The sequence below is a fragment of the Aquipuribacter hungaricus genome, from assembly GCF_037860755.1.
Classification (GTDB): domain Bacteria; phylum Actinomycetota; class Actinomycetes; order Actinomycetales; family JBBAYJ01; genus Aquipuribacter; species Aquipuribacter hungaricus.
The window spans coordinates 15,559-37,113 of the sequence record NZ_JBBEOI010000009.1 but is presented as its reverse complement, the minus strand read 5'-3'; the positions used below and the strand labels follow the sequence as shown (position 1 = coordinate 37,113).

The following is a 21,555-nucleotide window of genomic DNA, read 5'->3' as shown; positions in this document are numbered from 1 at the left end:
CTCGTCGAGGGCTCCCGGGGGCGACGGGGTCAGAGGTACTGGCCGGTCGACTGCACGTTGTCGATGAGGCGGCCCGGCTCGGTGCCCTGCTTGGACTGCACGAGCGTGCGGATGAAGACGATCCGCTCGCCCTTCTTGCCCGAGATGCGCGCCCAGTCGTCGGGGTTGGTGGTGTTGGGCAGGTCCTCGTTCTCCTTGAACTCGTCGACGACCGCCGAGAACAGGTGCTCCACCCGGATGCCGCGCTGGCCGGTGGTCAGCAGGTCCTTGATGGCCATCTTCTTGGCCCGGTCGACGATGTTCTGGATCATGGCGCCGGAGTTGAAGTCCTTGAAGTACAGGACCTCCTTGTCGCCGTTGGCGTACGTCACCTCGAGGAACTGGTTCTCCTCGGTCTCCGCGTACATCCGCTCGACGATCCGCACGATCATGTCCTCGACGCAGGCGCGGGTGTCGCCGTCGTGGGCGGCGAGGTCGTCCGCGTGCAGCGGCAGCGTCGGCACCAGGTACTTGGTGAACACGTCGCGGGCGCCCTCGGCGTCGGGCCGCTCGATCTTGATCTTCACGTCGAGGCGGCCGGGGCGGAGGATGGCGGGGTCGATCATGTCCTCGCGGTTCGACGCCCCGATGACGATGACGTTCTCGAGGCGCTCGACGCCGTCGATCTCCGCGAGCAGCTGCGGGACGATGGTGTTCTCGACGTCGCTGGACACGCCCGAGCCGCGGGTGCGGAACAGGGACTCCATCTCGTCGAAGAAGACGACGACCGGGGTGCCCTGCGACGCCTTCTCGCGCGCCCGCTGGAACACCAGGCGGATGTGACGCTCGGTCTCCCCGACGTACTTGTTGAGCAGCTCGGGGCCCTTGATGTTGAGGAAGTAGCTGCGGGCGGTGCTGCCGTCCTCGCCGCGGGTGCGGGCGACCTGCTTGGCCAGGCCGTTCGCGACGGCCTTGGCGATGAGCGTCTTCCCGCAGCCGGGCGGGCCGTACAGCAGGACGCCCTTGGGCGCCTTGAGCCCGTGCTCGACGAAGAGCTCCGGGTGCAGGAACGGCAGCTCGACCGCGTCGCGGATGGTCTCGATCTGCGAGCCGAGACCACCGATGTCGGTGTAGTCGATGTCCGGGACCTCCTCCAGGACGAGGTCCTCGACCTCGGCCTTGGGGACCCGCTCGTAGGCGAAGCCGGTGCGGGTGTCGACGGTCAGGGAGTCCCCGACGCGCAGCGGCTCGCCGAGCAGCGGGGTGGCCAGGCGGACGACCCGCTCCTCGTCGGCGTGCGCGGCGACCAGCGCACGGTCCGGCGGCATGAGCTCCTTGACCGTGACGAGCTCGCCGACGCGCTCGAACCCGGTGACGGCGACGACGTTCATCGCCTCGTTGAGCATGACCTCGCGACCGGGCTGGAGGTCCACGACCGGGACCGCCGGGGTCACGGCGACGCGCAGCTTGCGGCCCCCGGTGGTGATGTCGGCCGTGCCGTCGTCGCCGACGGCCACGAGGGTGCCGAAGGACGCGGGCGGCTGCGCGAGGCGCTCCACCTCGCCCCTGAGCGAGACGATCTGCTCGCGGGCGTCGCGGAGGGTCTCCGCGAGGCGCTCGTTCTGCATCGAGACCCTGCCGGCCTCGGCCCGCGCGCGCGTCACCTCGTCCTGCAGTCGGTCGATCCTCAGGCGTTCGCCGGACTCGTCCACGGTGGGCCTCCCGTTCCTCGAGGTGCCCGCCAACCGTAACCCGGGGGTCCGGCGCCCACCGTCCCAGGGCCTGCTGGGCAGCCCGGCGTGGCGCGACGGGAGGTGCAGCCTGACCAGGCGCTCAGGGCAGGTAGGGCGGCGCCTCGCCCCACCCCCAGCGGGGCACCGGGGCGGCCGGCGGCGGCGAGGCCCCCTCGGCGGAGTTCGCCATGGCCAGGCGCGTGCCCCACTCGACGTAGGCGACGAAGGCGGAGCGGAACTCGGGGTCCGACGGCAGCCCGGCCTCGTCGGCGCTGGCGGCCACCATCGCCGCCCACCTGGCCCGCTGGGCCTCGGTGATCCTCAGCCCGAGGTGGTGGGACAGCATGGCGGGGTACCCGCCGTGCTCCCGGGTGTAGACCGGCGGCCCGCCGAAGACCTCGCCCAGCCAGTCGGCGACGTGCTCCTGGTGGTGCGGCCCCATCCTGCGGAACACCGGCTCGAGGACCTCGTCCTGCCGCACCCGCGCGTAGAACACCTCGGTGAGCCGGCGCAGCGCGGGCGCACCGCCCGCCCACGCGTAGACCGTCGGCACGACCATGGCCCCACCTCCGCGACGACGGTAGCCCCGGCACCCGCCTGGGCGGCAGGCCTCGGGGTCGTTCTCCTGTGCGGGAGAGGGGGCCGGCGCCTCAGCGACCCCAGCCCGGGTCCTCCTCGGTGAACTGCGAGGGGGCGGGACGCCGGCGGCGGCGCGGGGCGCTGACCCCGTCGGCCATCCGGCGGGTGCTGATGAGGAAGCCGGTGTGCCCGACCATGCGGTGCTGGGGCCGGACGGCCAGCCCCTCCAGGTGCCAGCCGCGCACGAGGGACTCCCAGGCGCTCGGCTCGGTCCAGCAGCCGGCCTCCTTGGCCGCCTCGGCGGTGCGGGACAGCTGGGTCGCGGTGGCGACGTAGGCCACGAGGACACCCCCCGGCCGCAGCGCCCGGGACACGGCGTCCAGGCACTCCCAGGGCGCGAGCATGTCCAGCACGCACCGGTCGACCTGGACCGGGTCGCCGGCGGCCTCGCGCGCCTCGAGGGTCTGGACCAGGTCCCCGACGGTGAGCTGCCAGGCAGGGTGCGGGCGGCCGAAGAACGTCTCGACGTTGGTGCGGGCGATGTCGGCGAAGTCCTGCCGCCGCTCGACCGAGTGCAGGTGGCCGCCCTCGCCGACGGCGCGCAGCAGCGACATGGTGAGCGCGCCGGAGCCGACCCCCGCCTCGAGCACGCTCGCGCCGGGGTGGATGTCGCCCATGTGCACGATCTGCCCGGCGTCCTTGGGGTAGACGACGGCCGCACCGCGGGGCATGGACATGACGTAGTCGCTGAGCAGCGGCCGCAGCGCGAGGTACTCCAGGTCGGCGGTGCTCCTCACCACCGAGCCCTGCGGCCGGCCGATGAGGTCGTCGTGGGCGATGGCACCGCGGTGGGTGTGGAAGACCTTCCCCACCCCGAGCGTGATGGTGTGGAGCCGGCCCTTGGGGTCGGTGAGCTGCACCCGGTCCCCGGCGCGCAACAGGCCAGTGGAGTGCGCCTCCAGCGCCGGGAGCCCGGCCGTCGCGTCGTCCGCCACCGCGGACCCGTCGGCGACCTGGTCGGCGACCTGGTCGTGGGTGCTGTCGGGCCCCTGCGGCTCGGCGGGCGGCTCGGGCGTCGTGCCCTGGACCACGTAGCTCACCGCAGGCCCATGGCGGCGGCGAAGGCGGCCGGGGTGACCCGGCCGGTGGGGCGGCCCTGCGCGTCGACGACGACGATGCCCAGGTCGCCGGAGCGCGCCAGGCCTTCCACGGCGCCGATCGGGCCGCCCGAGGCGGGGACCACGGACACGGGTGGCAGCACGCGGGCCAGGGCGGTGGCGGGGGTGGTCGGGCGGAGGTCGAGGGGCACGGCCGCGACGCTACCGGCCGGGACGACGGCCACCGGACGGCCGGAGGCGTCGACGAGGACGACGTCGGAGCCCCCGCTGCCGGGCTGGTCGAGGTCGGCGACGCTGGCCCCCTCGTGCGCGACGGCCGCGGCCGAGGTCACCGCCCCCAGGTCGACGCGCGCCGCCCGGCGCCGGAACCGGGACGCGGCGACGGAGGCCGAGGCCCCCCGCCACAGGAACAGCGCCACGAGCCCGACCCAGACCACGGTCGCCGTCGACGGGCGGTCCCCCTGCAGCAGCGGCGGCACCAGGACCCAGGCGAGCAGCCCGACCGCCACCACGCGCCCCGACCAGCCCGCGACCAGGCCGCCGGTGTCCTGGTCGCCCGTGGCCTTCCACACCACGGCCTCGAGCACGCGGCCGCCGTCCAGCGGGAGGCCGGGCACGAGGTTGAACACGCCGACGAGCAGGTTGCTCACCGCGGTGCCCAGCAGGAGGAAGGACACGACCGCCTCCAGCGTCCCCGTGGCGGGCACGAGGACCAGCCGCCGCACCGCCTCGGCGAGGACGGCGAGCAGGAGGTTGGCCAGCGGCCCGACCACGGACACCACGGCCGAGGCCGACGGGGTGCGCGGGCGGCCCAGGGCGGTGTGCCCGCCCCACAGGTCGACGACGATCTCGCTCACGTGCAGCCCGAACAGCCGCGCGGCCACCGCGTGCGCCGCCTCGTGCAGGAGCACCGAGACGGCGAGCAGGACCGCCAGCACGAACGCCACGGCGTAGACCGCCGGCCCGGCCAGCCCGGTGGCCCGGCTGGTGGCACCGGCGAAGAGGACGGTGATGGCGGCGGCGATGAGCAGCCACGACGGGGACAGCAGCACCGGGACGCCCGCGACCGTCGCGAGCCGGAGCCGCCGGGGGCCGCGTCGCGCGGGTGGGGCCGTCCGTGCGTCCGGGCTGCTCACCTGGTGAGGGTACGTGGGGTGCCTGCGGGGGCTCAGGGCAGCCTGAGGGTGTCCCAGACCTGCTCGAGCGCAGCCGCAGCAGTCTCCTCGTCGGCCTGGGTGGAGATGAAGCTGATGACGGCGTCCCCGTCGACGAGGAGCCGGACCGCCAGGTACCGACCGCCGCCCGTCGGGTCTGGGGCCCGGAACCCGGCGGCCGGTCGGCCGTCCACCGTGAAGTCCTCGCGGTCCTCGGGAGTCAGCCCGCCGCCGCCGGCAGCACCGGCGATGCCGCCCGCCAGGATGTCCTCCGGGCGCGCGCCGTCGAACTGCGCCCCCGACAGCCGTGAGTCCGTCACGACGAGCGAGCCGTCCTGCAGGCCGTGGACGGTCACACCGACACCGTCGGTCACCTCACCCATGGCCTGGGTCGCGAAGCCGGGCGGGAGCGCGTACACCGGGCCGCTGCCGTCGTCGACGAGCTGCCACCCGTCCGGCACCGTCCCGGACGGGGACGCGGCCGTGCCGCTCGGGGCGGCGGCGGCTGCGCTGACCGTCGCCTCCGTCGCGGGAGGGTCTGTCGGAGGGGTAGCGCCCTTGTCGGGCTCGACGGACGCCTCGGGGGCGGCTGGACTGGTCGAGGAAGCAGGTTCGGCCCTCGGCACCTGGACGTCCCCGTCCCCGGAGCAACCCGCCAACGCGAAGGTGCCGACGAGCGCGAGCGTCATGACGACGGTCCCGACGGGTGCTCCGACGGACGGGCTGGTGGTGCGGGTCATGCGACGGTCCCCTCGTTCGTGTGCGGGGCGTCGATCGTCACACCGCCCCTGGGGCCGCCGAGGCTCCGCCGGGCAGGCCCACCCAGGTGGCCCTGTGCCGGGTCTGCTGCGGTCCGCCGACGTTCTGTCGCAGGGCCGACCTACCGTGCTCCCCATGACCGGGACGACCACCGCAGTCCCCCTGGCGGCCCCCGTGGTGCGCCAGGGCAGCCTGTCGCCGACGCGCGCGGCGGACTTCAAGCTCTGCCCGCTCATGTACCGGTTCCGCCAGGTCGACCGGCTCCCGCAGCAGCCGTCGTCGGCCGCGGTGCGGGGCACGGTGGTCCACCGCGCCCTGGAGCAGCTCTTCGACGTGCCGGCGGAGCGGCGCACGCTGGAGCACGCGCGCTCGCTGCTCGCGCCGGCCCTGGCGGAGGTGGTCGCCGCCCGGCCAGAGGTGGCTTCCCTGTTCGCCGCTCCTGCTGCCCCTGACGCCCCCGGGGGTGTCGTCGCGCAGGACGCGGTGCCCTCGGCAGCCGCTGCACCCGACGGACCGGACACCGTCCCCGCACCGGTCGCCGCCACCCCGCAGGGCGAGGACGAGGCCCGGTGGCTGGCCGAGGCCGAGCGGCTGGTGGGCCGCTGGTTCGAGCTGGAGGACCCGACCCGGCTCGAGCCCGACGGGCGCGAGGTGTTCGTGGAGCACCAGGTGAGCGAGGAGCTGGTGCTGCGCGGCATCGTCGACCGGGTCGACGTCGCGCCGGACGGGCGGATCCGGATCGTGGACTACAAGACGGGGCGGGCGCCGAGCGAGGCGTTCGAGCAGCGCGCCCTGTTCCAGATGAAGTTCTACGCGCTGCTGCTGTGGCGCACCCGCGGCCGGGTCCCCTCCCGGGTGCAGCTGGTCTACGTGGGCGGCCAGGGCCAGACCCTGCCGCTGGACGTCGACGAGGCGCAGCTGCTCGCCTTCGAGCGCACCCTGCTGCAGCTGTGGCGGGCGATCCGCACGGCAGCGGAGACCGGGGACTGGCGGCCCAACCCCGGGCGGGTGTGCCGGTGGTGCGACCACGCCGCGCTCTGCCCCACGACCGGCGGGACCCCTCCCCCGCTGCCGGAGGACGCGCTCGACCGGGTCATGCGGCCGGTGCAGCCCGACCTCCCCGGCGACGACGAGGGCTGACAGGACGCCGCTCACCGGTCCCCCCGGACGGCCGGCAGGACGACGGCCGGGACGGCGCGCAGCCCGGGACCCGGGGTCGGCGTCAGGGTGCTCCCTGGTGCCGCCCGGCGCCAGGACCGGGGGGAACCCCTATGGTCCGGCGCCCCCGCCGCCCGCTTCGCTGGTGCCCTCCCCCCGGACGCCCCGGGGTCCCCCTGCAGAGACGGACATCCCCGTGAGCGAGACCACGCGCAGCGCCCTCCACCAGCCTCCCGCCCAGCCCACCGGTCCCGGCGGCCCGCACGCCGTGACCGGTGCCCGCACGGCGACGGTCGTCCAGGACGATGGCCGCATGAGCCCTGACTCCGGACGCCACCTCCGTGACGCCGTCGCCACCGCCCGCGGCCTGACCAAGGTCTACGGCCGCGGCGAGGCCGCCGTGCACGCCCTCGCCGGGGTCGACATCGACTTCGCGCGCGGGGAGTTCACGGCGATCATGGGGCCGTCCGGCTCGGGCAAGTCCACGCTCATGCACTGCATGGCCGCCCTGGACACCCCCACCTCCGGCCAGGTCGTCGTGGACGGCGTCGACGTCTCGACGCTCGGCGACAAGGCGCTCACCCGGCTGCGGCGCGACCGCATCGGCTTCGTCTTCCAGTCGTTCAACCTCGTCCCGACCCTGAGCGCCGCCGAGAACATCACGCTGCCGATGGACATCGCCGGGCGGAAGGTCGACAAGGACTGGTACGACACGGTGGTCGGCATCCTCGGGCTCGGCCCCCGGCTCAGCCACCGCCCCAACGAGCTGTCCGGCGGCCAGCAGCAGCGGGTCGCCTCCGCCCGCGCGCTGGTGGGCCGGCCCGCGATCGTGTTCGCCGACGAGCCCACCGGCAACCTCGACTCCCGCTCGTCCGCGGAGGTGCTGGGGTTCCTGCGCCGCAGCGTCGACGAGTTCGGCCAGAGCATCGTCATGGTCACCCACGAGCCGTCCGCCGCCGCCTACGCCGACCGCGTCGTCTTCATGGCCGACGGGTCGTTCGTCGACGAGATGCGCCGCCCCACCGCCGAGTCCGTCCTGGACCGGATGAAGACCATGGGCGACCTCTGATGCTCAGGGTCACCCTGGCCAACGTGCGCGGGCACCTGGTGCGGCTCCTTCTCACCGGCCTGGCGGTCATGCTCGGCACCGCCTTCGTCGCCGGCTCGTTCGTGCTCACCGACTCCATCGACGAGACGTTCTCCGCCATCTTCGCCACGTCGGACTCCACCGACGCCGTGGTCCGCCTCACCGAGGACACCGAGCTGGGCGGGCTCAACCTGGCGCTCGCCGACGAGCTCGAGCAGGCCGACGGCGTCGAGCGCGCCATCCCGGCGCTGCAGGGCAACGCCGTCATGCAGGGCGCGGACGGCACCGCCGTCCGCTCCGGCGGCGCCCCGGCGTTCGGCTTCGCGTGGGACCCCGACGACCCCTCGGTGCGCCTGGTCGACGGGCGCGCGCCCGAGGCCGCCGACGAGCTGGTCGTGGAGTCGACGACCCTGGAGCGCTCGGGCCTGGCCCTGGGCGACGAGACGGTCGTCGTCGTCAACGGCACGCCGGTCGACGTCACCCTGGTCGGCGAGGCCACGAACGACACCCCGACCGCCGGCGCCGCGATCGTGCTCCTGGAGCCCGAGCTCGCGCGCCAGCAGTTCGCGCCCACCGGGCAGGTGCAGTCCTTCACGGTCACGGGCGAGGACGGGACCTCGCAGCAGGAGGTCGTCGACGCCGTGGCGCCGCTCGTGCCGGGGGGCGCCGAGGCCGTCACCGGTCAGGCCCAGGCCGACGAGACCCAGGACGCGCTGTCGGAGGCGCTCGGGTTCGTCACCGCGTTCCTGCTCGTCTTCGCCGGCGTCGCGCTGTTCGTCGGCGCCTTCATCATCTTCAACACCTTCTCCATGCTCGTCGCCCAGCGGACCCGGGAGCTCGCTCTGCTCCGCGCCGTCGGCGCCTCCCGCAACCAGGTGACGCTGTCGGTGCTCGGCGAGTCCCTGCTCGTCGGCCTGGTCGGCTCGGTGGCCGGCCTCGGCATCGGGATCGCCCTGGCGGCCGGGCTCCAGCAGCTCATCAGCACGCTGTTCGGCCTGGACCTCGCCGGTCTGCCGGTCAACGCCCGGACCGTGGTGGCGACGCTGCTCGTCGGGGTGGTCGTCACCGCGCTCGCCGCGGTGCTGCCCGCCCGCCGCGCCTCGTCCGTCGCCCCGGTCGCCGCCATGCGCGACGACCAGGCCCTGCCCCGGTCCGCGGTCCGCGCCCGGGCCCTCGCCGGGCTCGCCCTGGCGGCGGTCGGCGCCGCGGCCATGGCGCTCGTGCTCACCGACACCGTCACCGAGCAGCCGCTCGCCGTGCTCGGGACGGGCGTGCTCGCGGTGTTCCTCGGTGTCGCCGTCGCCAGCCCCGCGGTCTCCAAGCCCGTCGTGTGGCTGCTCACCGCGCCGTTCGCCCGCGGGCCGGTCGGCCGGCTCGCCCAGCGCAACGGCCTGCGCAACCCCCGCCGCACCGCGGCCACCGCGAGCGCCCTCATGGTCGGACTGGCGCTGGTCGGCGCCGTGTCGGTGCTCGCGTCGTCCGCCTCCTCCAGCGTCGCGGACATCGTCGAGGACGAGTTCCTCGGCGACCTCGTCATCAGCGACGGCGGCGCCCCGACGGTCCCCCTGACCATCACGCAGCAGGTCGCCGGCATCGACGGGGTCGAGGCCGTGCTCCCGCTGCCGTCCACGCCCGGCACCGTGGACGGCGAGGACGGCAACGTGCTGGCCGTCGACCCCGGGACCCTGCCCGGTCTCGTCGACGTCACCGTGGTCGACGGCTCGCTGGAGGAGCTGGGCGACGGGGTGTGGCTGTCGGAGTCCGACACCGAGGCGTGGGACGTGGCGGTCGGCGACACCGTCGAGGTCCAGGTGGCCACCGGCGCGGCGGCCGGCCGCGAGGTGCTCGCGGTGTTCGAGGACAGCCAGATCCTCGCCGGCGACGTCGTCGTGTCCCAGGACGTCTACGACGCCTCGACCGCCGCGCTCGCCGGACAGGGGCAGGGTCTGCAGCTGCTGCTCGTCGACGTCGCCGACGACGCGGACCTCGCCGCGGTGCGCGCCGACGTCACGGACGTGGCGGCGGAGTACCTCACGCTGTCGGTGCTGGACTCCGAGGAGTTCACGTCCTCGCAGACCGAGCAGATCAACACGGTGCTCGGCCTGCTGTACGCCCTGCTCGGGCTGTCGCTGGTCATCGCCACCCTCGGCGTGGTCAACACCCTCGCGCTGTCGGTCGTCGAGCGGACCCGCGAGATCGGGCTGCTGCGGGCGATCGGCCTCACCCGCGGCCAGCTGCGCCGCGTGGTCACCGTCGAGTCGGTCGCCACCACGGTGTTCGGCGCGATGCTCGGCGTGGTGCTCGGCCTGGCCTTCGGCATCGCGCTGCAGCAGGCGCTGCAGGACGACGGTCTGTCCGTGCTCTCCGTGCCGTGGGAGACGGTGCTCGTCGTGCTCGTCGGCTCCGCCGTGGTGGGGGTCGTCGCCGCGCTCCTGCCGGCCTGGCGCGCCACCCGCATCGACGTGCTGCGGGCGATCACGACCGAGTGAGCCGCCCGGTGTGACGGACGGGGGCGGTGCCTGACAGGCATCGCCCCCGTCCCGCGCCCGCGTGGTGTTGACCTGGGGATGACAGCGCGCGACGCTTCACGACCACACGTGACGGTGAGGCGACGGGGGGCTCGCGATGGTCCAGGACGGGGTGCGGCAGCTGGCCGGGCCGGTCGCCGCGCGCTTCCACGTGACGAGCACCGGTCCGGACGACGCGCCGGTGCTGCTGCTCGCGCACGGCTTCGCCTGCGACCAAGGGATGTGGCGCGACGTCGTCCCGCTGCTGCGCCAGGACCACCGGGTCGTCATGTACGACGTCATGGGGGCCGGCCGGTCGGACACCTCCGCCTACGACCCCGAGCGGTACGCCGGCCTCGACGGCTACGCCGACGACCTGCTCGCCATCTGCGAGGAGCAGGACCTGCAGGACGTCACCGTCGTCGCCCACAGCGTGAGCACGATGGTGGCGGTGCTGGCTGCCCTGCGGCAGCCGCAGCGCTTCCGGCAGCTGTTCCTGCTCGCCACCACGCCGTACCTGCTCGACGACCCGGTCGACGGCTACGAGGGCGGCTTCGCGCCCGGGGACCTCGCGGAGATCTCGCAGGCGCTGGACACCAACTACTTCGCCTGGGCGCACGCCATGGCGCCGGTGTTCATGGGGAACCCCGACCGGCCGGAGCTCGGCGAGCAGCTGGCGGAAGCCTTCTGCCGCGCCGACCCGGACATCTCGCGCCAGCTCATCCGCACGATGTTCGCGACCGACTACCGCCCCCTGCTCGGCGAGGTGCGCACCCCGGTCGTCCTGCTGCAGTCGCGCCAGGACGCGATGGTCCCCGAGTCCGTCGGACCGTACGTCCACGAGCGGTTCGCCTCGTCCACCCTGGTCGAGCTGGAGGCGGTGGGGCACTGCCCGCACGTCAGCGCCCCGGTGGAGACCGCCAGGGCCGTGCGCAGGCACCTGCTCGCCGCCGGGTGACCGGGCCGGCCGGCGGGGCGGGACCCGGCGGGGCGCTGCCGGACTTCCGGTCGCTCTGGGAGGGGGCCCCCAGCGGCAACCTCCTGCTCGACGCGCACGGCCGGGTCGCCGCGGTCAACGCCACCGTCCTGGCGTGGACGGGTGCGGCGCGAGAGGACCTCGTCGGGCGCCGGTTCGTCTCGCTGCTCCCGGTCGGCGACCGCGTCCTCTGGAGCACGCACCACCTGCCCCAGCTCGACCTGACCGGGCGCGTCAGCGAGGCGTCCGTGCAGCTGCTCGGTGCCGCGGGGCAGCGGCGAGCGACCCTGCTGAGCGCCACCCGGGTCGCCGGCGGCGGCAGCGACCACGCCGTCCACGTCGTCCTCGTGGACGCCCAGGAGCGGCGCCGCTACGAGCTCGACCTGGTGGCCGCCCGGCGGGAGGCGCAGGACTCCGAGGCGCGGCTGAGCAGCGCCCAGCAGGGTCTGCGCGCCCTGGTGCACCACGACGGGCTGACCGGCCTGCTCAACCGCGCCGGGCTGGTCGACGCGCTCCAGGCGGGCCTGCGGGAACCGCCCCCGGCGGGCCGGGGCCTGACGACGGTGCTCTTCGTCGACCTCGACGGCTTCAAGACCGTCAACGACGACCTCGGCCACGGCAGCGGGGACCAGCTGCTCTGCGAGGTCGCCGACCGGCTGCGCGCGGTGGCCGGCCCCGGTGCCGCGGTCGCCCGGTTCGCCGGCGACGAGTTCGTCGTCGTCCGCCCGGCGGGGCCGGAGGAGGCCGAGGACCTCGCGGCCGAGCTGCTCCGGGTGCTCGCGCAGCCGGTGGCGCTGCAGGGCGTCGAGGTCATGGTCGAGGCGAGCGTCGGCGTCGCGCAGCCCCACCCGCCCGTGGTGGCCCCGGAGGACGTCGAGGTGACGGCGGACCGGCTGCTCCGACGGGCCGACACGGCGATGTACCGGGCCAAGCAGCTCGGCGGCGGGCGGGCCGAGGTCCACCGCCCCGGCAGCCCCGACCCCTCGCAGGACCGCCTCGCGGTGCTCGAGCAGCTGCGGGCCGCCCTGCGCGAGGGCCAGCTGCGGGTGCACTACCAGCCGCGCGTGCACCTGCGCAGCGGCGACGTCACCGGGGTCGAGGCGCTCGTGCGCTGGGAGCACCCCGGGCGCGGCCTGCTGTCGCCGGCGGCGTTCGTCGACGCCGCCGAGACCTCCGGCGTCATCCGCGAGCTGGGTGCCTGGGTGCTGGCGGAGGCCGCCACGCAGGCCGTCGCCTGGGACCGCGAGCCCGGCGGCCGGCTCGCCGGGCTGCAGGTGTCGGTCAACCTGTCCACCCGGCAGCTCGCCGACGACGACCTGGTGGCCCGGGTCACCGAGGTGCTGGAGCGCACCGGCCTGGCGCCGTCGCGGCTCGTGCTCGAGATCACCGAGACCGCCCTCATGCACCGCCCGGGTGCCGCGCTGCGGGCCCTGCGCGAACTCAAGGCGCTCGGGGTCCTGCTCGCGGTGGACGACTTCGGCACCGGCTACTCCAGCCTCACGTACCTCAAGCAGTTCCCCGTCGACGAGCTGAAGATCGACCGGTCGTTCGTGTCCGGCATGCACACCGACCCCGCCGACCACGCCATCGTCGCCGGCTGCGTCCACCTCGCCCACGCCCTCGGCCTCGTCGTCGTGGCCGAAGGGCTGGAGACCCCCGAGCAGGTGGTCGCCCTGCGCGCGATGGGCTGCGACCAGGCGCAGGGGTTCCTGCTCGGGCGACCGGGCACCCCGGAGGCGCTGGCCCTCGCGCGGGCGGAGGCCCCGGACATCGACCTCACCGCAGCCGGCCGGACTCCCGCCCCGTCGCAGCGCCGGGAGCCCGGGGTGCGGCGGGGCCGGTGACCGGCGCCTAGGCGGCCCGCGTGATCGTGCCGGCCTTGATCTCCTCGGCGTAGTGGCAGGCCACCGTGTGCCCGGGGGCGACCTCCCGCAGCGCCGGCCGCTCGGTGGTGCAGCGGCCGGGCTGGACGAACGGGCAGCGGGTGGAGAACCGGCACCCGCTGGGCGGGTCGGCCGGGCTCGGCAGGTCCCCGCGCAGGAGGATCCGCTCCCGGGTGGCCTCGACCACCGGGTCCGGCACCGGGATCGCCGACATGAGCGCCAGCGTGTACGGGTGCATCGGGTCGGCGTACAGGGTGTCGCTGTCGGCCTCCTCGACGAGCCCGCCGAGGTACATCACCCCGACGACGTCGGAGACGTGGCGGACCACGGCCAGGTCGTGGGCGATGACCATGTAGGTGAGGCCGAGGGAGTCCTGCAGCTCCTCCAGCAGGTTGACCACCTGCGCCTGCACCGACACGTCCAGCGCGGACACCGGCTCGTCGGCGACGACGAGCTCCGGCCGCAGCGCCACCGCGCGGGCGATGCCGATCCGCTGCCGCTGCCCGCCGGAGAACTCGTGGGGGAACCGGCCTGCCGCCGACGCGGGCAGGCCGACGGCGTGCAGCAGCTCCTTCACCCGGGCGGCGTACCCGCCGGGACCGGCCGCGACCCGGTGGGCCCGCAGCGGCTCCGACAGCGCGGCCTCGACCGACTGGCGCGGGTCGAGGGAGCTCATCGGGTCCTGGAAGACCATCTGCATCCGGGACCGGGAGCGGCGCAGCTCCTCCCCGCCCAGGGTGGCGATGTCGGTGCCGTCGAACCACACCTCGCCGCGCGTGGGGCGCAGCAGCCGGAGCACGGCGCGCCCGAGGGTGCTCTTGCCGCACCCGGACTCCCCCACCAGGCCGTACGTGCTGCCGCGTCGGACGTCGAGGGACACCCCGTCGACGGCCTTGACGTGGCCCACCACCCGGTCCCGCACGATCCCCTTCGTGATGGGGAAGTGCACGGCCACGTCGCGGACGGACAGCAGCACGTCCCCCGGTGCCCGGCTCTGTCGCTCCCCCGGTCGGTCCGCTGCGTCCTGGCCGGTCACGGTGCTCATCGCAGGTCCTCCCCGGTGGCGGTCGCCCGGTCGTCGTCGCCCACGGGGTGCAGGCACCGCACGCCGTGGCCGGCGACGGTCTCCATCGGCGGGGCGTCGCCGAGGCAGTCGGCCTGCGACCGGGTGCACCGCGGCTCGAACGCGCACCCCGTCGACCACGGCCTGGTCAGCGTGGGCGAGCCGGGGATCGGCCGCAGCGGCACGCTGCGCGGGGAGTCCAGGCGCGGCACCGAGGCGAGCAGGCCGGTCGTGTACGGGTGCTGCGGCCGGGCGAACAGGTCCAGGCGCCCGGCGGACTCCACGAGCCGGCCGCCGTACATCACGTGCACCTCGTCGCACATGCCGGCGACGACGCCCAGGTCGTGGGTGATGAGGACGAGCGCGGTGCCGGTCTCGGCGACCAGGCCGCGCAGCAGGTCGAGGATCTGCGCCTGGATCGTCACGTCCAGCGCCGTGGTCGGCTCGTCGGCCACGAGCAGGCGGGGGTCGCACGCCAGCGCGATGGCGATGAGCGCCCGCTGCCGCATGCCGCCCGAGAGCTGGTGGGGGTAGTCCTTGAGCCGGCGCTGCGCCTCGGGGATGCCGACCCGCCGCAGCAGGTCGACGGCCTCGTCGCGCGCCTCGACCTTGCCCATGTCGCGGTGGCGGCGCAGCACCTCGGTGACCTGCACCCCGATCGGCACCACGGGGTTGAGCGAGCTCATCGGGTCCTGGAAGACCATGGCCATCTCGGCCCCGCGGAGCGAGCGCCGCCGCTCGTCGGGCATGCCGAGCAGCTCGTCGCCGTCGAAGCGCACGCTCCCGCCGACGTCGACGCCCCGCCTCGGCAGCAGGCCCATGATCGCCAGGGACGTCACCGACTTGCCCGAGCCGGACTCCCCCACCAGGCCGACGCTGCGCCCGGCGGGCACGTCGAAGGTCACGCTGTCCACGGCGACGACGGGGGCACGCCCCTTGCGGGTGAACCGCACCGACAGGTCGCGGACCTGCAGCAGCGGCGCCCCGTCGACGGAGCGGCGGCGGCCGGCGGTGCCTGTCGCGGGCGCCGGGCCGGCCCCGCTCACCGGCGGTACTTCGGGTCGAGGGCCTCGCGCATGGACTCCCCGAGCAGGGTGAAGCCGAGCGCGGCGAGGACGATGGCGATGCCGGGGAAGAACGCCAGGTGCGGCGCCGAGGCGAGGAAGCGCTGGGTCTCCGCGAGCATGCGTCCCCACTCCGGGATGGCCGGGTCCTCGCCGGACAGGCCGAGGAACGCCAGCGCGGCCGCGTCGACGATGGCGGTCGCCAGGGTCAGCGTCCCCTGGACGATGACGGGCGACAGGCTGTTGGGCAGCACGTGCGAGACGACGACGTCGCGGTCGCGGACGCCGAGCGAGCGGACCGCCACGACGTAGTCGCTGCCCCGCTGGGCGAGCATGGCGCCGCGCAGCAGCCGGACGAAGACGGGCACGTTGACCACCGCGATCGCCACCATGACGGCGAACAGCGTCCGCCCGAGCACCGCCGCGATGCCGATGGCGAACAGCAGGCTGGGGATCGACAGCATGATGTCGGTGGTGCGCATGACCAGCGCGTCCACCCAGCCGCCGAACGCGCCGGCGAGCAGGCCGACGGCGATGCCGACGCCGGCCCCCAGGAGGGTGGCGACCACACCGACGAGCAGGGACTGCCGCGCCCCGTAGATGACGCGGCTGAGCTCGTCGCGGCCGAGAGAGTCCAGGCCGAACCAGTGCTCGGCGGACGGGCCGGGGATGTTCGTCGGGGTGACCGCGCCGACCCGCTCGTTCGGGCCGAACGGCGCGAGGAACGGCGCGAAGACCGCGACGAGGACGAAGCCGAGGACGAGCAGGGCCCCGACCAGGGCGAGCGGGTCGCGGACCACGCGGCGGACGGCCTCGCGGCCCAGCGACGTGCCGGCCTCGCCGGGCGGCAGGTCGGAGGGCAGGTCGGAGGGGGCCCGGGTGCCCAGCGCCTCGACGCTGCCGGGGGTGGCCTCGGGGATGCCGGGGGCCTCGGGGCGCAGCGGCTCGGTGGTCACGCGCGCCCCCCGGCCATGGTGGACGCCCTGACCCGGGGGTCGATGAGCCCGTAGGAGATGTCGACGAGCAGGTTGACCACCACTATCAGCACGGCGATGACGAGGATGAAGCCCTGGACCACGGCGTAGTCCCGGTTGGTGATGGCGTCGACGAGGAACGAGCCGATGCCCGGGAAGGCGAAGACCGTCTCGGTGAGCACCGCCCCCGACAGCAGCAGCCCGACCTGCAGGCCGATGACGGTGACCACGGGCAGCAGCGCGTTGCGGAGGACGTGCCGGCCGGTGATCGTGCGGCGCGCCAGGCCCTTGGCGTCGGCGGTGCGGACGTAGTCCTCGTTGACGACGTCGAGCACGCTCGCCCGGGTGATGCGGGCGATGATCGCCAGCGGGATGGTCGCCAGCGCGACCGCCGGGAGCACCAGGTGGAGGAACGCGTCCCACGAGGCGTCGGGCCGGCCGACGAGGAAGCCGTCCAGGACGTAGAAGCCGGTCGGGTGCTCGGTGAACAGGCGCGGGTCCTGCCGGCCGGACGCGGGCAGCACGGCCAGCTGAACGGCGAAGACGTACTTGAGGATGAAGCCGAGGAAGAAGACGGGGATGGTCACGCCGAGCAGCGAGGCGAGCACCGCCGAGGAGTCGACCCACGTGAGGTGCCGGCGGGCGGCCACGTAGCCCAGTGGCACACCGAGCCCGACGGCGATGACCAGCGCGAAGAGGCTGAGCTCCACCGTGGCCGGGAAGAGCCGGAGGAGCTCGTCCGTCACGGGGGTGCGCGTGGTGGTCGACACCCCCAGGTCGCCCTGCAGGACGCGGCCCATGTAGGTGGCGTACTGCTGGAGGACCGGCTGGTCGAAGCCGTAGAGCCGGTTGATCTCGGCGACGGCGTCGGGGGTCGCGCGCTCCCCGAGCAGCGCCTGCGCGGGGCCGCCCGGCAGGGCCCTCACCCACGCGAAGAGCAGCAGGCTGAGCCCGAGCAGGATCGGCACGAGCAGCAGCAGCCGCCGGACGACGAAGCGGAGCACCAGGGGTCTCCTCGAGGGACGGTGGACAGGGCAGGGGGCGTGACGTGCGCGCGCGGGTGGCGGTCGGGGCGACCGCCACCCGCGCGGGGGTGCTGCTAGCGGGTCACTCCTGCTCGGTGACCGTCACCAGGTTGAACGACTCGTTCTGCACGGGGCTGGGCTCGAAGCCCTCGATGCCCGGGCGGAACGCGAGCGCCGGCTCCGTGGAGGCGTAGGGCAGACCGGGCAGCTCGTCCATGATCTGCCGGTTCGCCTCCTGGTAGAGCCCGGTGCGGGCGTCGAGGTCCGTCTCGGCCTCGGCCTCGTCGAGCAGGGTGCGCAGCTCGGGGTTGTCGAAGCCCCACTCGGGCGACTGCGCCTGGAAGAACGTCCCGACGAAGTTGTCCGGGTCGCCGAAGTCGCCGGTCCAGCCCAGCAGGTACATCGGCGCGCCGCCGCTGAGCGCGGCGTCGAGGAAGTCCGGGTTCCACGGCACCCCGGTCGGGTTGACCGTGAAGCCGACGGCCTCGAGGTCGGCCGCCATGAGCTGGAAGTTCGCGGCGGGGTCCGGCATGTAGGGCCGGGAGACCTCGGTCGGGTACCAGAACTCGAGCGTGAGGTCCGTGACGCCGGACTCGGCGATGAGCTCCTTGGCCCGCTCCGGGTCGTACTCGTACTCCGTGACGTCCTCGGCGTAGCCGAAGACCGCCTCGGGCATGAACTGCGTCGGGACGGTCGCACCCTCGGGGTAGTTCGTCGACAGGATGTTCTCGCGGTCGATGGCGTGCGCGATGGCCTGGCGGATCTGCAGGTTGTCCAGCGGCGGGGCCGACTGGTTGAGGCCCACGTAGGCGACGTTGAACGCCGGGCGGCGCAGGATCGTGAAGCCGGCCTCCTCGAGCGCGTCGACGTCGGCGGGGTCGACGAGGTCGTAGCCGTCGATGTCGCCGGCCTCGAGCGCCTGGCGGCGGGCGGGCCCGTCGGCGATCGGGACGAAGACGAGGTTCTGGACCTGGGCGACGTCACCCCAGTAGTCGTCGTTGCGCTCCAGGACCAGCTGGTTGCCGCGCTCCCAGGACACGAAGCGGAACGGGCCGGTCCCGGTCGGGTGCTCGGTGCCGTAGGTGCCCGTGAACTGGGGCTCCTCGCCGCTGCCGGTGATCTCGTCGGCGCCGAACTCCTCCAGGGCCGCGGGGCTGGCGATGGAGAAGGCGGGCAGCGACAGCGCGGACAGGAACGTCGACGACGGCCGGGTCAGCGTGATGGTCGCGGTGGCCTCGTCGGTCGCCTCGCACGCGGAGTACAGGCTCTCGGGGAGGGTCTCGTCCTCGTTCTGGGCGTAGCCGCCCATCACGGTCTGCCAGTAGTACGACACGTTGCCGGACTGCTGGATGCCGGTGAAGTTGTACCAGCGGTCGAAGTTGGTGCAGACGGCCTCGGCGTCGAGCGCCTCGCCGTCGTGGAACGTCACGCCGTCACGGAGGCTGAACGTCCACTGCAGGCCGTCCTCGCTGACCTCCCACTCCTCGGCGAGCGCCGGGACGATCTCCGTGCCGCCCTCCTCGGTGGTGACCAGGCCCTCGAAGATGGAGCGGACGACGCGCAGCGACTCGCCGTCGCTCACGTAGGCGCCGTCGATGATCACGGGGTCGGCCGAGGCGCCGAAGACCAGGGTGGCGTCGCTCGCGCCCTCGGCGCCGCCGGAGGCCTCGGCGCCGGAGCCCTGCGTCGCGCCGTCGTCGCTGCCGCCGCAGGCGACCAGCGCGAGGGCGGCGGCGGCGCCGAGCGCCACCACCTTGGCCCCGCGTACAGATGTGGACCGCATGGATGTGCTCCCAGGGGCTCGCGAGACCCGTCGGGGACGGGTCTGGTGTCGGATCGTCCGAACCTAGGACCTGCTGACGCACGGTCCTTGCACCCCGGAGTCACGGTTGGGTCACGAATGACGGCGCCCGTGGCGGGTAGGGCCATGCTTCTCACCACCGGGCGGGTGCCGTCCCCGCCCCCGGCCCGAGCGGGGCGCGATGGAGCGAGCAGGCCCGGACATCCTGGCCGACGTGCTCGCGTCGCTGCCGGCGCACACCGCCGTGCTCGGCCCGGACGGCCGCCTGCTGGTGGTCAACGACGCCTGGACGCGGTTCTGCGCCGACAACGGCGGCGCCGAGGAGCGCTGCGGGCCCGGCAGCAGCTACCTGGAGGTGTGCGAAGCCACCACTGGCGAGATGCGCGAGGAGTCCCTGGAGGTCGCCGCCGGCGTCCGCAGGGTGCTCTCGGGCGAGGCCGCGGGCTTCATCATGGACTACGAGTGCTCGTCCCCGACCCAGGAGCGCTGGTTCCAGGTGAGCGTGGTCCCGCTGCGGGGCGCCCCGACCCCGGACGGCAGGCCGCCGGGCGCGGTGGTGGTCCACAGCGACATCACCGCGCGCAAGCTCGACGAGGCGGCGCTGCTGCACGAGGCCACGCACGACCCGCTCATCGGCCTCGTCGACCGGGCGCTGCTCGTGGCCGAGCTGCGCCGGGAGCTGCAGCGCGCGTCCGGCGACGGCAGCCAGGTGTCGGTGCTGTTCCTCGACCTCGACGGCTTCAAGGCGGTCAACGACTCCCTCGGCCACCGCGCCGGCGACGAGCTGCTGCGGGCGACGGCCGGGCGGCTGCGGGCGGTGCTGCGCCCGGGCGACCACCTGGCGCGGATGGGCGGGGACGAGTTCGTCGCGGTGCTCCCCCGGACCGGCCCGGCCACGGCGCGCCGCCTGGCCCGGCGACTGGCCACGGCGGCACGCGCCCCCGTCGACCTGGACGGCATGCCGGTGACGGTGAGCGCGAGCATCGGCATCGCCGCCACCGACGCCGGGACGCCGGCCAAGGCCGTGGCGGGCGCTGCGGACCCGGGCACCTCGCAGGCCGACGACCTGCTCGCGGCGGCGGACCAGGCGATGTACCGCGCCAAGCAGCGCGGGCGGTCCCGCACCGAGGTGTTCGCCGGCGACCTGCGCGCCCGCGCCGAGGAGCGGACCGAGGTCGAGGGCCAGCTCGGGGCGGCGCTGCAGCTGGACGAGCTCCAGCTCTTCCGGCAGCCGGTGATGAGCCTCGACGACGGTGCTGACGGGCCCTCCGCGCCGGAGGGGTCCTCCGCGCGCGACGGGTCGGACCGGCCGGACGGGGCGGGCGGACCCGGTGGGCGCCGCCCCGTCGAGGACGGCGAGGCGCTGCTGCGCTGGTTCGCCCCCGACGGCCGGCTCCGCTCCCCCGACAGCTTCCTCGACCTCACCGCGCACGCCCCGGTCGCCCGCGCGGTCACCCGCGCCGTGCTGCTGTCCGCGGCCACGGCCGCCGCCGCGGCGGGCTGCCGGGTGTCGGTCAACATAGGGCTGCCCGACCTGCGCGACCCGGGCCTGGTCGACGTGGTGCTGGCCGCGTGCGCGCAGGCAGGGCTGCCGCCCGCGTCGCTGACCGTCGAGGTGAGCGAGCAGGCCGTCATGGTCGAGCCGGACCGGGCGCACCGGGTGCTGGGCGCGCTGCGCGGGCACGGCGTCCGCACCGCGCTGGACGACGTGGGCCGGGGCCGGCTGCCGCTGGCGCTGCTCGTCTCGCTGCCGCTGGACGAGGTCAAGCTCGACCGGTCGGTGACCCGGAGCCTGCACCGCCAGGCGAGCCGCGCCGTGGCCCACGGCCTGTCGGTCGTCGCGGCGGACCTGGGCCTGCGGTTCGTGGCGTGCGGGGTGCAGACCGAGGCGGACCGGGGCGCGGTCACCGACCTCGGGGTCCGGCTGGGCCAGGGCTGGGCGCTCGGCCCGCCGGAGCCGTGGACGGTGGTCCGGGCCGCCCGCTAGCGCGCGGGCAGCAGGTCGACGACCGAGCCGGCCGCGAGCCGGCCCAGCATCGCGACGTCGAGGCCCTCGAACCCCGCGAGCCGGCTGCGGCCGGCCTTGGGCGGGACGGTGACGTGCAGGGGCATCGCGAGCACGCGGCAGCCGGCGGCCTCGGCGGAGGCGACGCCGGGCAGGGAGTCCTCGATGGCGACGCAGCGGGCAGGGTCCACCCCGAGCCGGGCGGCCGCGGTGAGGTAGGGCTCGGGGTGCGGCTTGCCGTGCTCGACCTGGTCGCCGGTGACGACGGTGCCGAACGTGCCCGGCGGCAGCGACTCCAGGAACGCGTCGGACAGCGACGTCCACGACATCGTCACCAGGGCGGTGGGGATGCCGGCGTCCACGCAGGCCATGAGCAGCTCGCGCGCGCCGGGGCGGAACGGGGCGTCCCCGCGGACGCGCACGACCATGCGCTCGAGCAGGGCGTCGACCACCTGCTGGGGGGTGAGGTCGATGCCGCTGCGCCGCACGAGGATCTCGCCGCTGACCAGCAGGGGGTTGCCGACCAGGGCGAGCCCGTCCTCGTGGGTCCAGGTGCCGCCGTGCTCGGCGACGAGGTCGGTCTCCGCGGCGATCCAGTACGGCTCGGTGTCCACGAGGGTGCCGTCCATGTCCCAGAGGACGGCGGCCGGCGGGCTGACGGGCGGGCGTGCGGGGCTCATGCGGGTGGGG

The 21,555-nt window shown here is 74.8% G+C and carries 17 protein-coding genes; 6 read left to right on the top strand and 11 right to left on the bottom strand.

Features of this window, described 5'->3' with window-relative positions:
- Nucleotides 1-29: 29 nt before the first annotated feature.
- The 5 genes from arc to WCS02_RS03080 all read right to left on the bottom strand — a co-directional run bounded on the left by arc (nt 30) and on the right by WCS02_RS03080 (nt 5,303).
- On the bottom strand, nt 30-1,607 hold the full coding sequence (gene arc, locus WCS02_RS03100) for a proteasome ATPase (RefSeq protein WP_376983731.1): 1,578 nt from the start codon (nt 1,605-1,607) through the stop codon (nt 30-32).
- Between the two features lie 205 nt (nt 1,608-1,812).
- Nucleotides 1,813-2,271, bottom strand: a complete 459-nt coding sequence (locus tag WCS02_RS03095; protein WP_340289590.1) for a group II truncated hemoglobin — start codon at nt 2,269-2,271, stop codon at nt 1,813-1,815.
- Nucleotides 2,272-2,362: 91 nt separating this feature from the next.
- Complete coding sequence (locus tag WCS02_RS03090) at nt 2,363-3,253, bottom strand: tRNA (adenine-N1)-methyltransferase (protein WP_340289620.1); 891 nt, start codon at nt 3,251-3,253, stop codon at nt 2,363-2,365.
- A gap of 134 nt (nt 3,254-3,387) precedes the next feature.
- Entirely contained in the window at nt 3,388-4,545 is a 1,158-nt protein-coding gene (locus tag WCS02_RS03085) for a site-2 protease family protein (RefSeq protein WP_340289587.1), read from the bottom strand.
- A 32-nt stretch (nt 4,546-4,577) separates the two neighbouring features.
- Nucleotides 4,578-5,303 carry a hypothetical protein gene (locus tag WCS02_RS03080; protein ID WP_340289583.1) on the bottom strand — a complete coding sequence of 242 codons (726 nt, stop codon included), beginning with the start codon at nt 5,301-5,303 and terminating at the stop codon, nt 4,578-4,580.
- A 154-nt stretch (nt 5,304-5,457) separates the two neighbouring features.
- Between WCS02_RS03080 and WCS02_RS03075 the strand changes: the two genes are divergently transcribed.
- The 5 genes from WCS02_RS03075 to WCS02_RS03055 all read left to right on the top strand — a co-directional run bounded on the left by WCS02_RS03075 (nt 5,458) and on the right by WCS02_RS03055 (nt 12,894).
- Complete coding sequence (locus WCS02_RS03075; protein WP_340289580.1) at nt 5,458-6,462, top strand: RecB family exonuclease; 1,005 nt, start codon at nt 5,458-5,460, stop codon at nt 6,460-6,462.
- Between the two features lie 331 nt (nt 6,463-6,793).
- Complete coding sequence (locus tag WCS02_RS03070) at nt 6,794-7,549, top strand: ABC transporter ATP-binding protein (RefSeq protein WP_340289577.1); 756 nt, start codon at nt 6,794-6,796, stop codon at nt 7,547-7,549.
- The gene (locus tag WCS02_RS03065) at nt 7,549-10,056 is read left to right on the top strand and encodes an ABC transporter permease (RefSeq protein ID WP_340289574.1); all 2,508 of its coding nucleotides are present in this window, start codon (nt 7,549-7,551) and stop codon (nt 10,054-10,056) included. Before WCS02_RS03070 ends, WCS02_RS03065 begins: the two co-directional genes overlap by 1 nt.
- Nucleotides 10,057-10,192: 136 nt before the next feature.
- Nucleotides 10,193-11,032 carry an alpha/beta fold hydrolase gene (locus tag WCS02_RS03060; RefSeq protein WP_340289571.1) on the top strand — a complete coding sequence of 280 codons (840 nt, stop codon included), beginning with the start codon at nt 10,193-10,195 and terminating at the stop codon, nt 11,030-11,032.
- Complete coding sequence (locus WCS02_RS03055; RefSeq protein WP_340289568.1) at nt 11,029-12,894, top strand: putative bifunctional diguanylate cyclase/phosphodiesterase; 1,866 nt, start codon at nt 11,029-11,031, stop codon at nt 12,892-12,894. The genes WCS02_RS03060 and WCS02_RS03055 overlap by 4 nt, the downstream gene beginning before the upstream one ends.
- Nucleotides 12,895-12,901: 7 nt before the next feature.
- On the opposite strand, the gene WCS02_RS03050 is transcribed toward WCS02_RS03055, so the two are convergent.
- The 5 genes from WCS02_RS03050 to WCS02_RS03030 form a co-directional block, all read right to left on the bottom strand.
- The gene (locus WCS02_RS03050) at nt 12,902-13,978 is read right to left on the bottom strand and encodes an ABC transporter ATP-binding protein (RefSeq protein WP_340289565.1); all 1,077 of its coding nucleotides are present in this window, start codon (nt 13,976-13,978) and stop codon (nt 12,902-12,904) included.
- A complete protein-coding gene (locus tag WCS02_RS03045; protein ID WP_452039058.1) occupies nt 13,975-15,042 on the bottom strand; it encodes an ABC transporter ATP-binding protein in 1,068 nt (355 codons plus the stop codon). The genes WCS02_RS03050 and WCS02_RS03045 overlap by 4 nt, the downstream gene beginning before the upstream one ends.
- Nucleotides 15,039-16,016, bottom strand: coding sequence for an ABC transporter permease (locus WCS02_RS03040; RefSeq protein WP_340289562.1), 978 nt, complete (start codon nt 16,014-16,016; stop codon nt 15,039-15,041). The genes WCS02_RS03045 and WCS02_RS03040 overlap by 4 nt, the downstream gene beginning before the upstream one ends.
- Nucleotides 16,013-17,038 carry an ABC transporter permease gene (locus WCS02_RS03035; RefSeq protein ID WP_340289559.1) on the bottom strand — a complete coding sequence of 342 codons (1,026 nt, stop codon included), beginning with the start codon at nt 17,036-17,038 and terminating at the stop codon, nt 16,013-16,015. The genes WCS02_RS03040 and WCS02_RS03035 overlap by 4 nt, the downstream gene beginning before the upstream one ends.
- Nucleotides 17,039-17,141: 103 nt before the next feature.
- Complete coding sequence (locus WCS02_RS03030) at nt 17,142-18,842, bottom strand: ABC transporter substrate-binding protein (protein WP_340289556.1); 1,701 nt, start codon at nt 18,840-18,842, stop codon at nt 17,142-17,144.
- Between the two features lie 199 nt (nt 18,843-19,041).
- On the opposite strand from WCS02_RS03030, the gene WCS02_RS03025 reads away from it, so the two are divergent.
- A complete protein-coding gene (locus WCS02_RS03025) occupies nt 19,042-20,847 on the top strand; it encodes a putative bifunctional diguanylate cyclase/phosphodiesterase (protein ID WP_340289553.1) in 1,806 nt (601 codons plus the stop codon).
- On the opposite strand, the gene WCS02_RS03020 is transcribed toward WCS02_RS03025, so the two are convergent.
- Nucleotides 20,844-21,545: an HAD family hydrolase gene (locus WCS02_RS03020; RefSeq protein ID WP_340289550.1), complete on the bottom strand. Its 702-nt coding sequence runs from the start codon at nt 21,543-21,545 to the stop codon at nt 20,844-20,846. The genes WCS02_RS03025 and WCS02_RS03020 overlap by 4 nt on opposite strands.
- Nucleotides 21,546-21,555 lie beyond the last annotated feature (10 nt).

Coding starts and splice junctions, on each gene's coding strand:
- WCS02_RS03080 (WP_340289583.1), bottom strand. CDS start 5,303: ATGACCCGCACCACCAGCCCGTCCGTCGGAGCACCCGTCGGGACCGTC.
- WCS02_RS03025 (WP_340289553.1), top strand. CDS start 19,042: ATGGAGCGAGCAGGCCCGGACATCCTGGCCGACGTGCTCGCGTCGCTG.
- WCS02_RS03070 (WP_340289577.1), top strand. CDS start 6,794: ATGAGCCCTGACTCCGGACGCCACCTCCGTGACGCCGTCGCCACCGCC.
- WCS02_RS03065 (WP_340289574.1), top strand. CDS start 7,549: ATGCTCAGGGTCACCCTGGCCAACGTGCGCGGGCACCTGGTGCGGCTC.
- WCS02_RS03050 (WP_340289565.1), bottom strand. CDS start 13,978: ATGAGCACCGTGACCGGCCAGGACGCAGCGGACCGACCGGGGGAGCGA.
- WCS02_RS03060 (WP_340289571.1), top strand. CDS start 10,193: ATGGTCCAGGACGGGGTGCGGCAGCTGGCCGGGCCGGTCGCCGCGCGC.
- WCS02_RS03030 (WP_340289556.1), bottom strand. CDS start 18,842: ATGCGGTCCACATCTGTACGCGGGGCCAAGGTGGTGGCGCTCGGCGCC.
- WCS02_RS03095 (WP_340289590.1), bottom strand. CDS start 2,271: ATGGTCGTGCCGACGGTCTACGCGTGGGCGGGCGGTGCGCCCGCGCTG.
- WCS02_RS03020 (WP_340289550.1), bottom strand. CDS start 21,545: ATGAGCCCCGCACGCCCGCCCGTCAGCCCGCCGGCCGCCGTCCTCTGG.
- arc (WP_376983731.1), bottom strand. CDS start 1,607: ATGCAGAACGAGCGCCTCGCGGAGACCCTCCGCGACGCCCGCGAGCAG.
- WCS02_RS03075 (WP_340289580.1), top strand. CDS start 5,458: ATGACCGGGACGACCACCGCAGTCCCCCTGGCGGCCCCCGTGGTGCGC.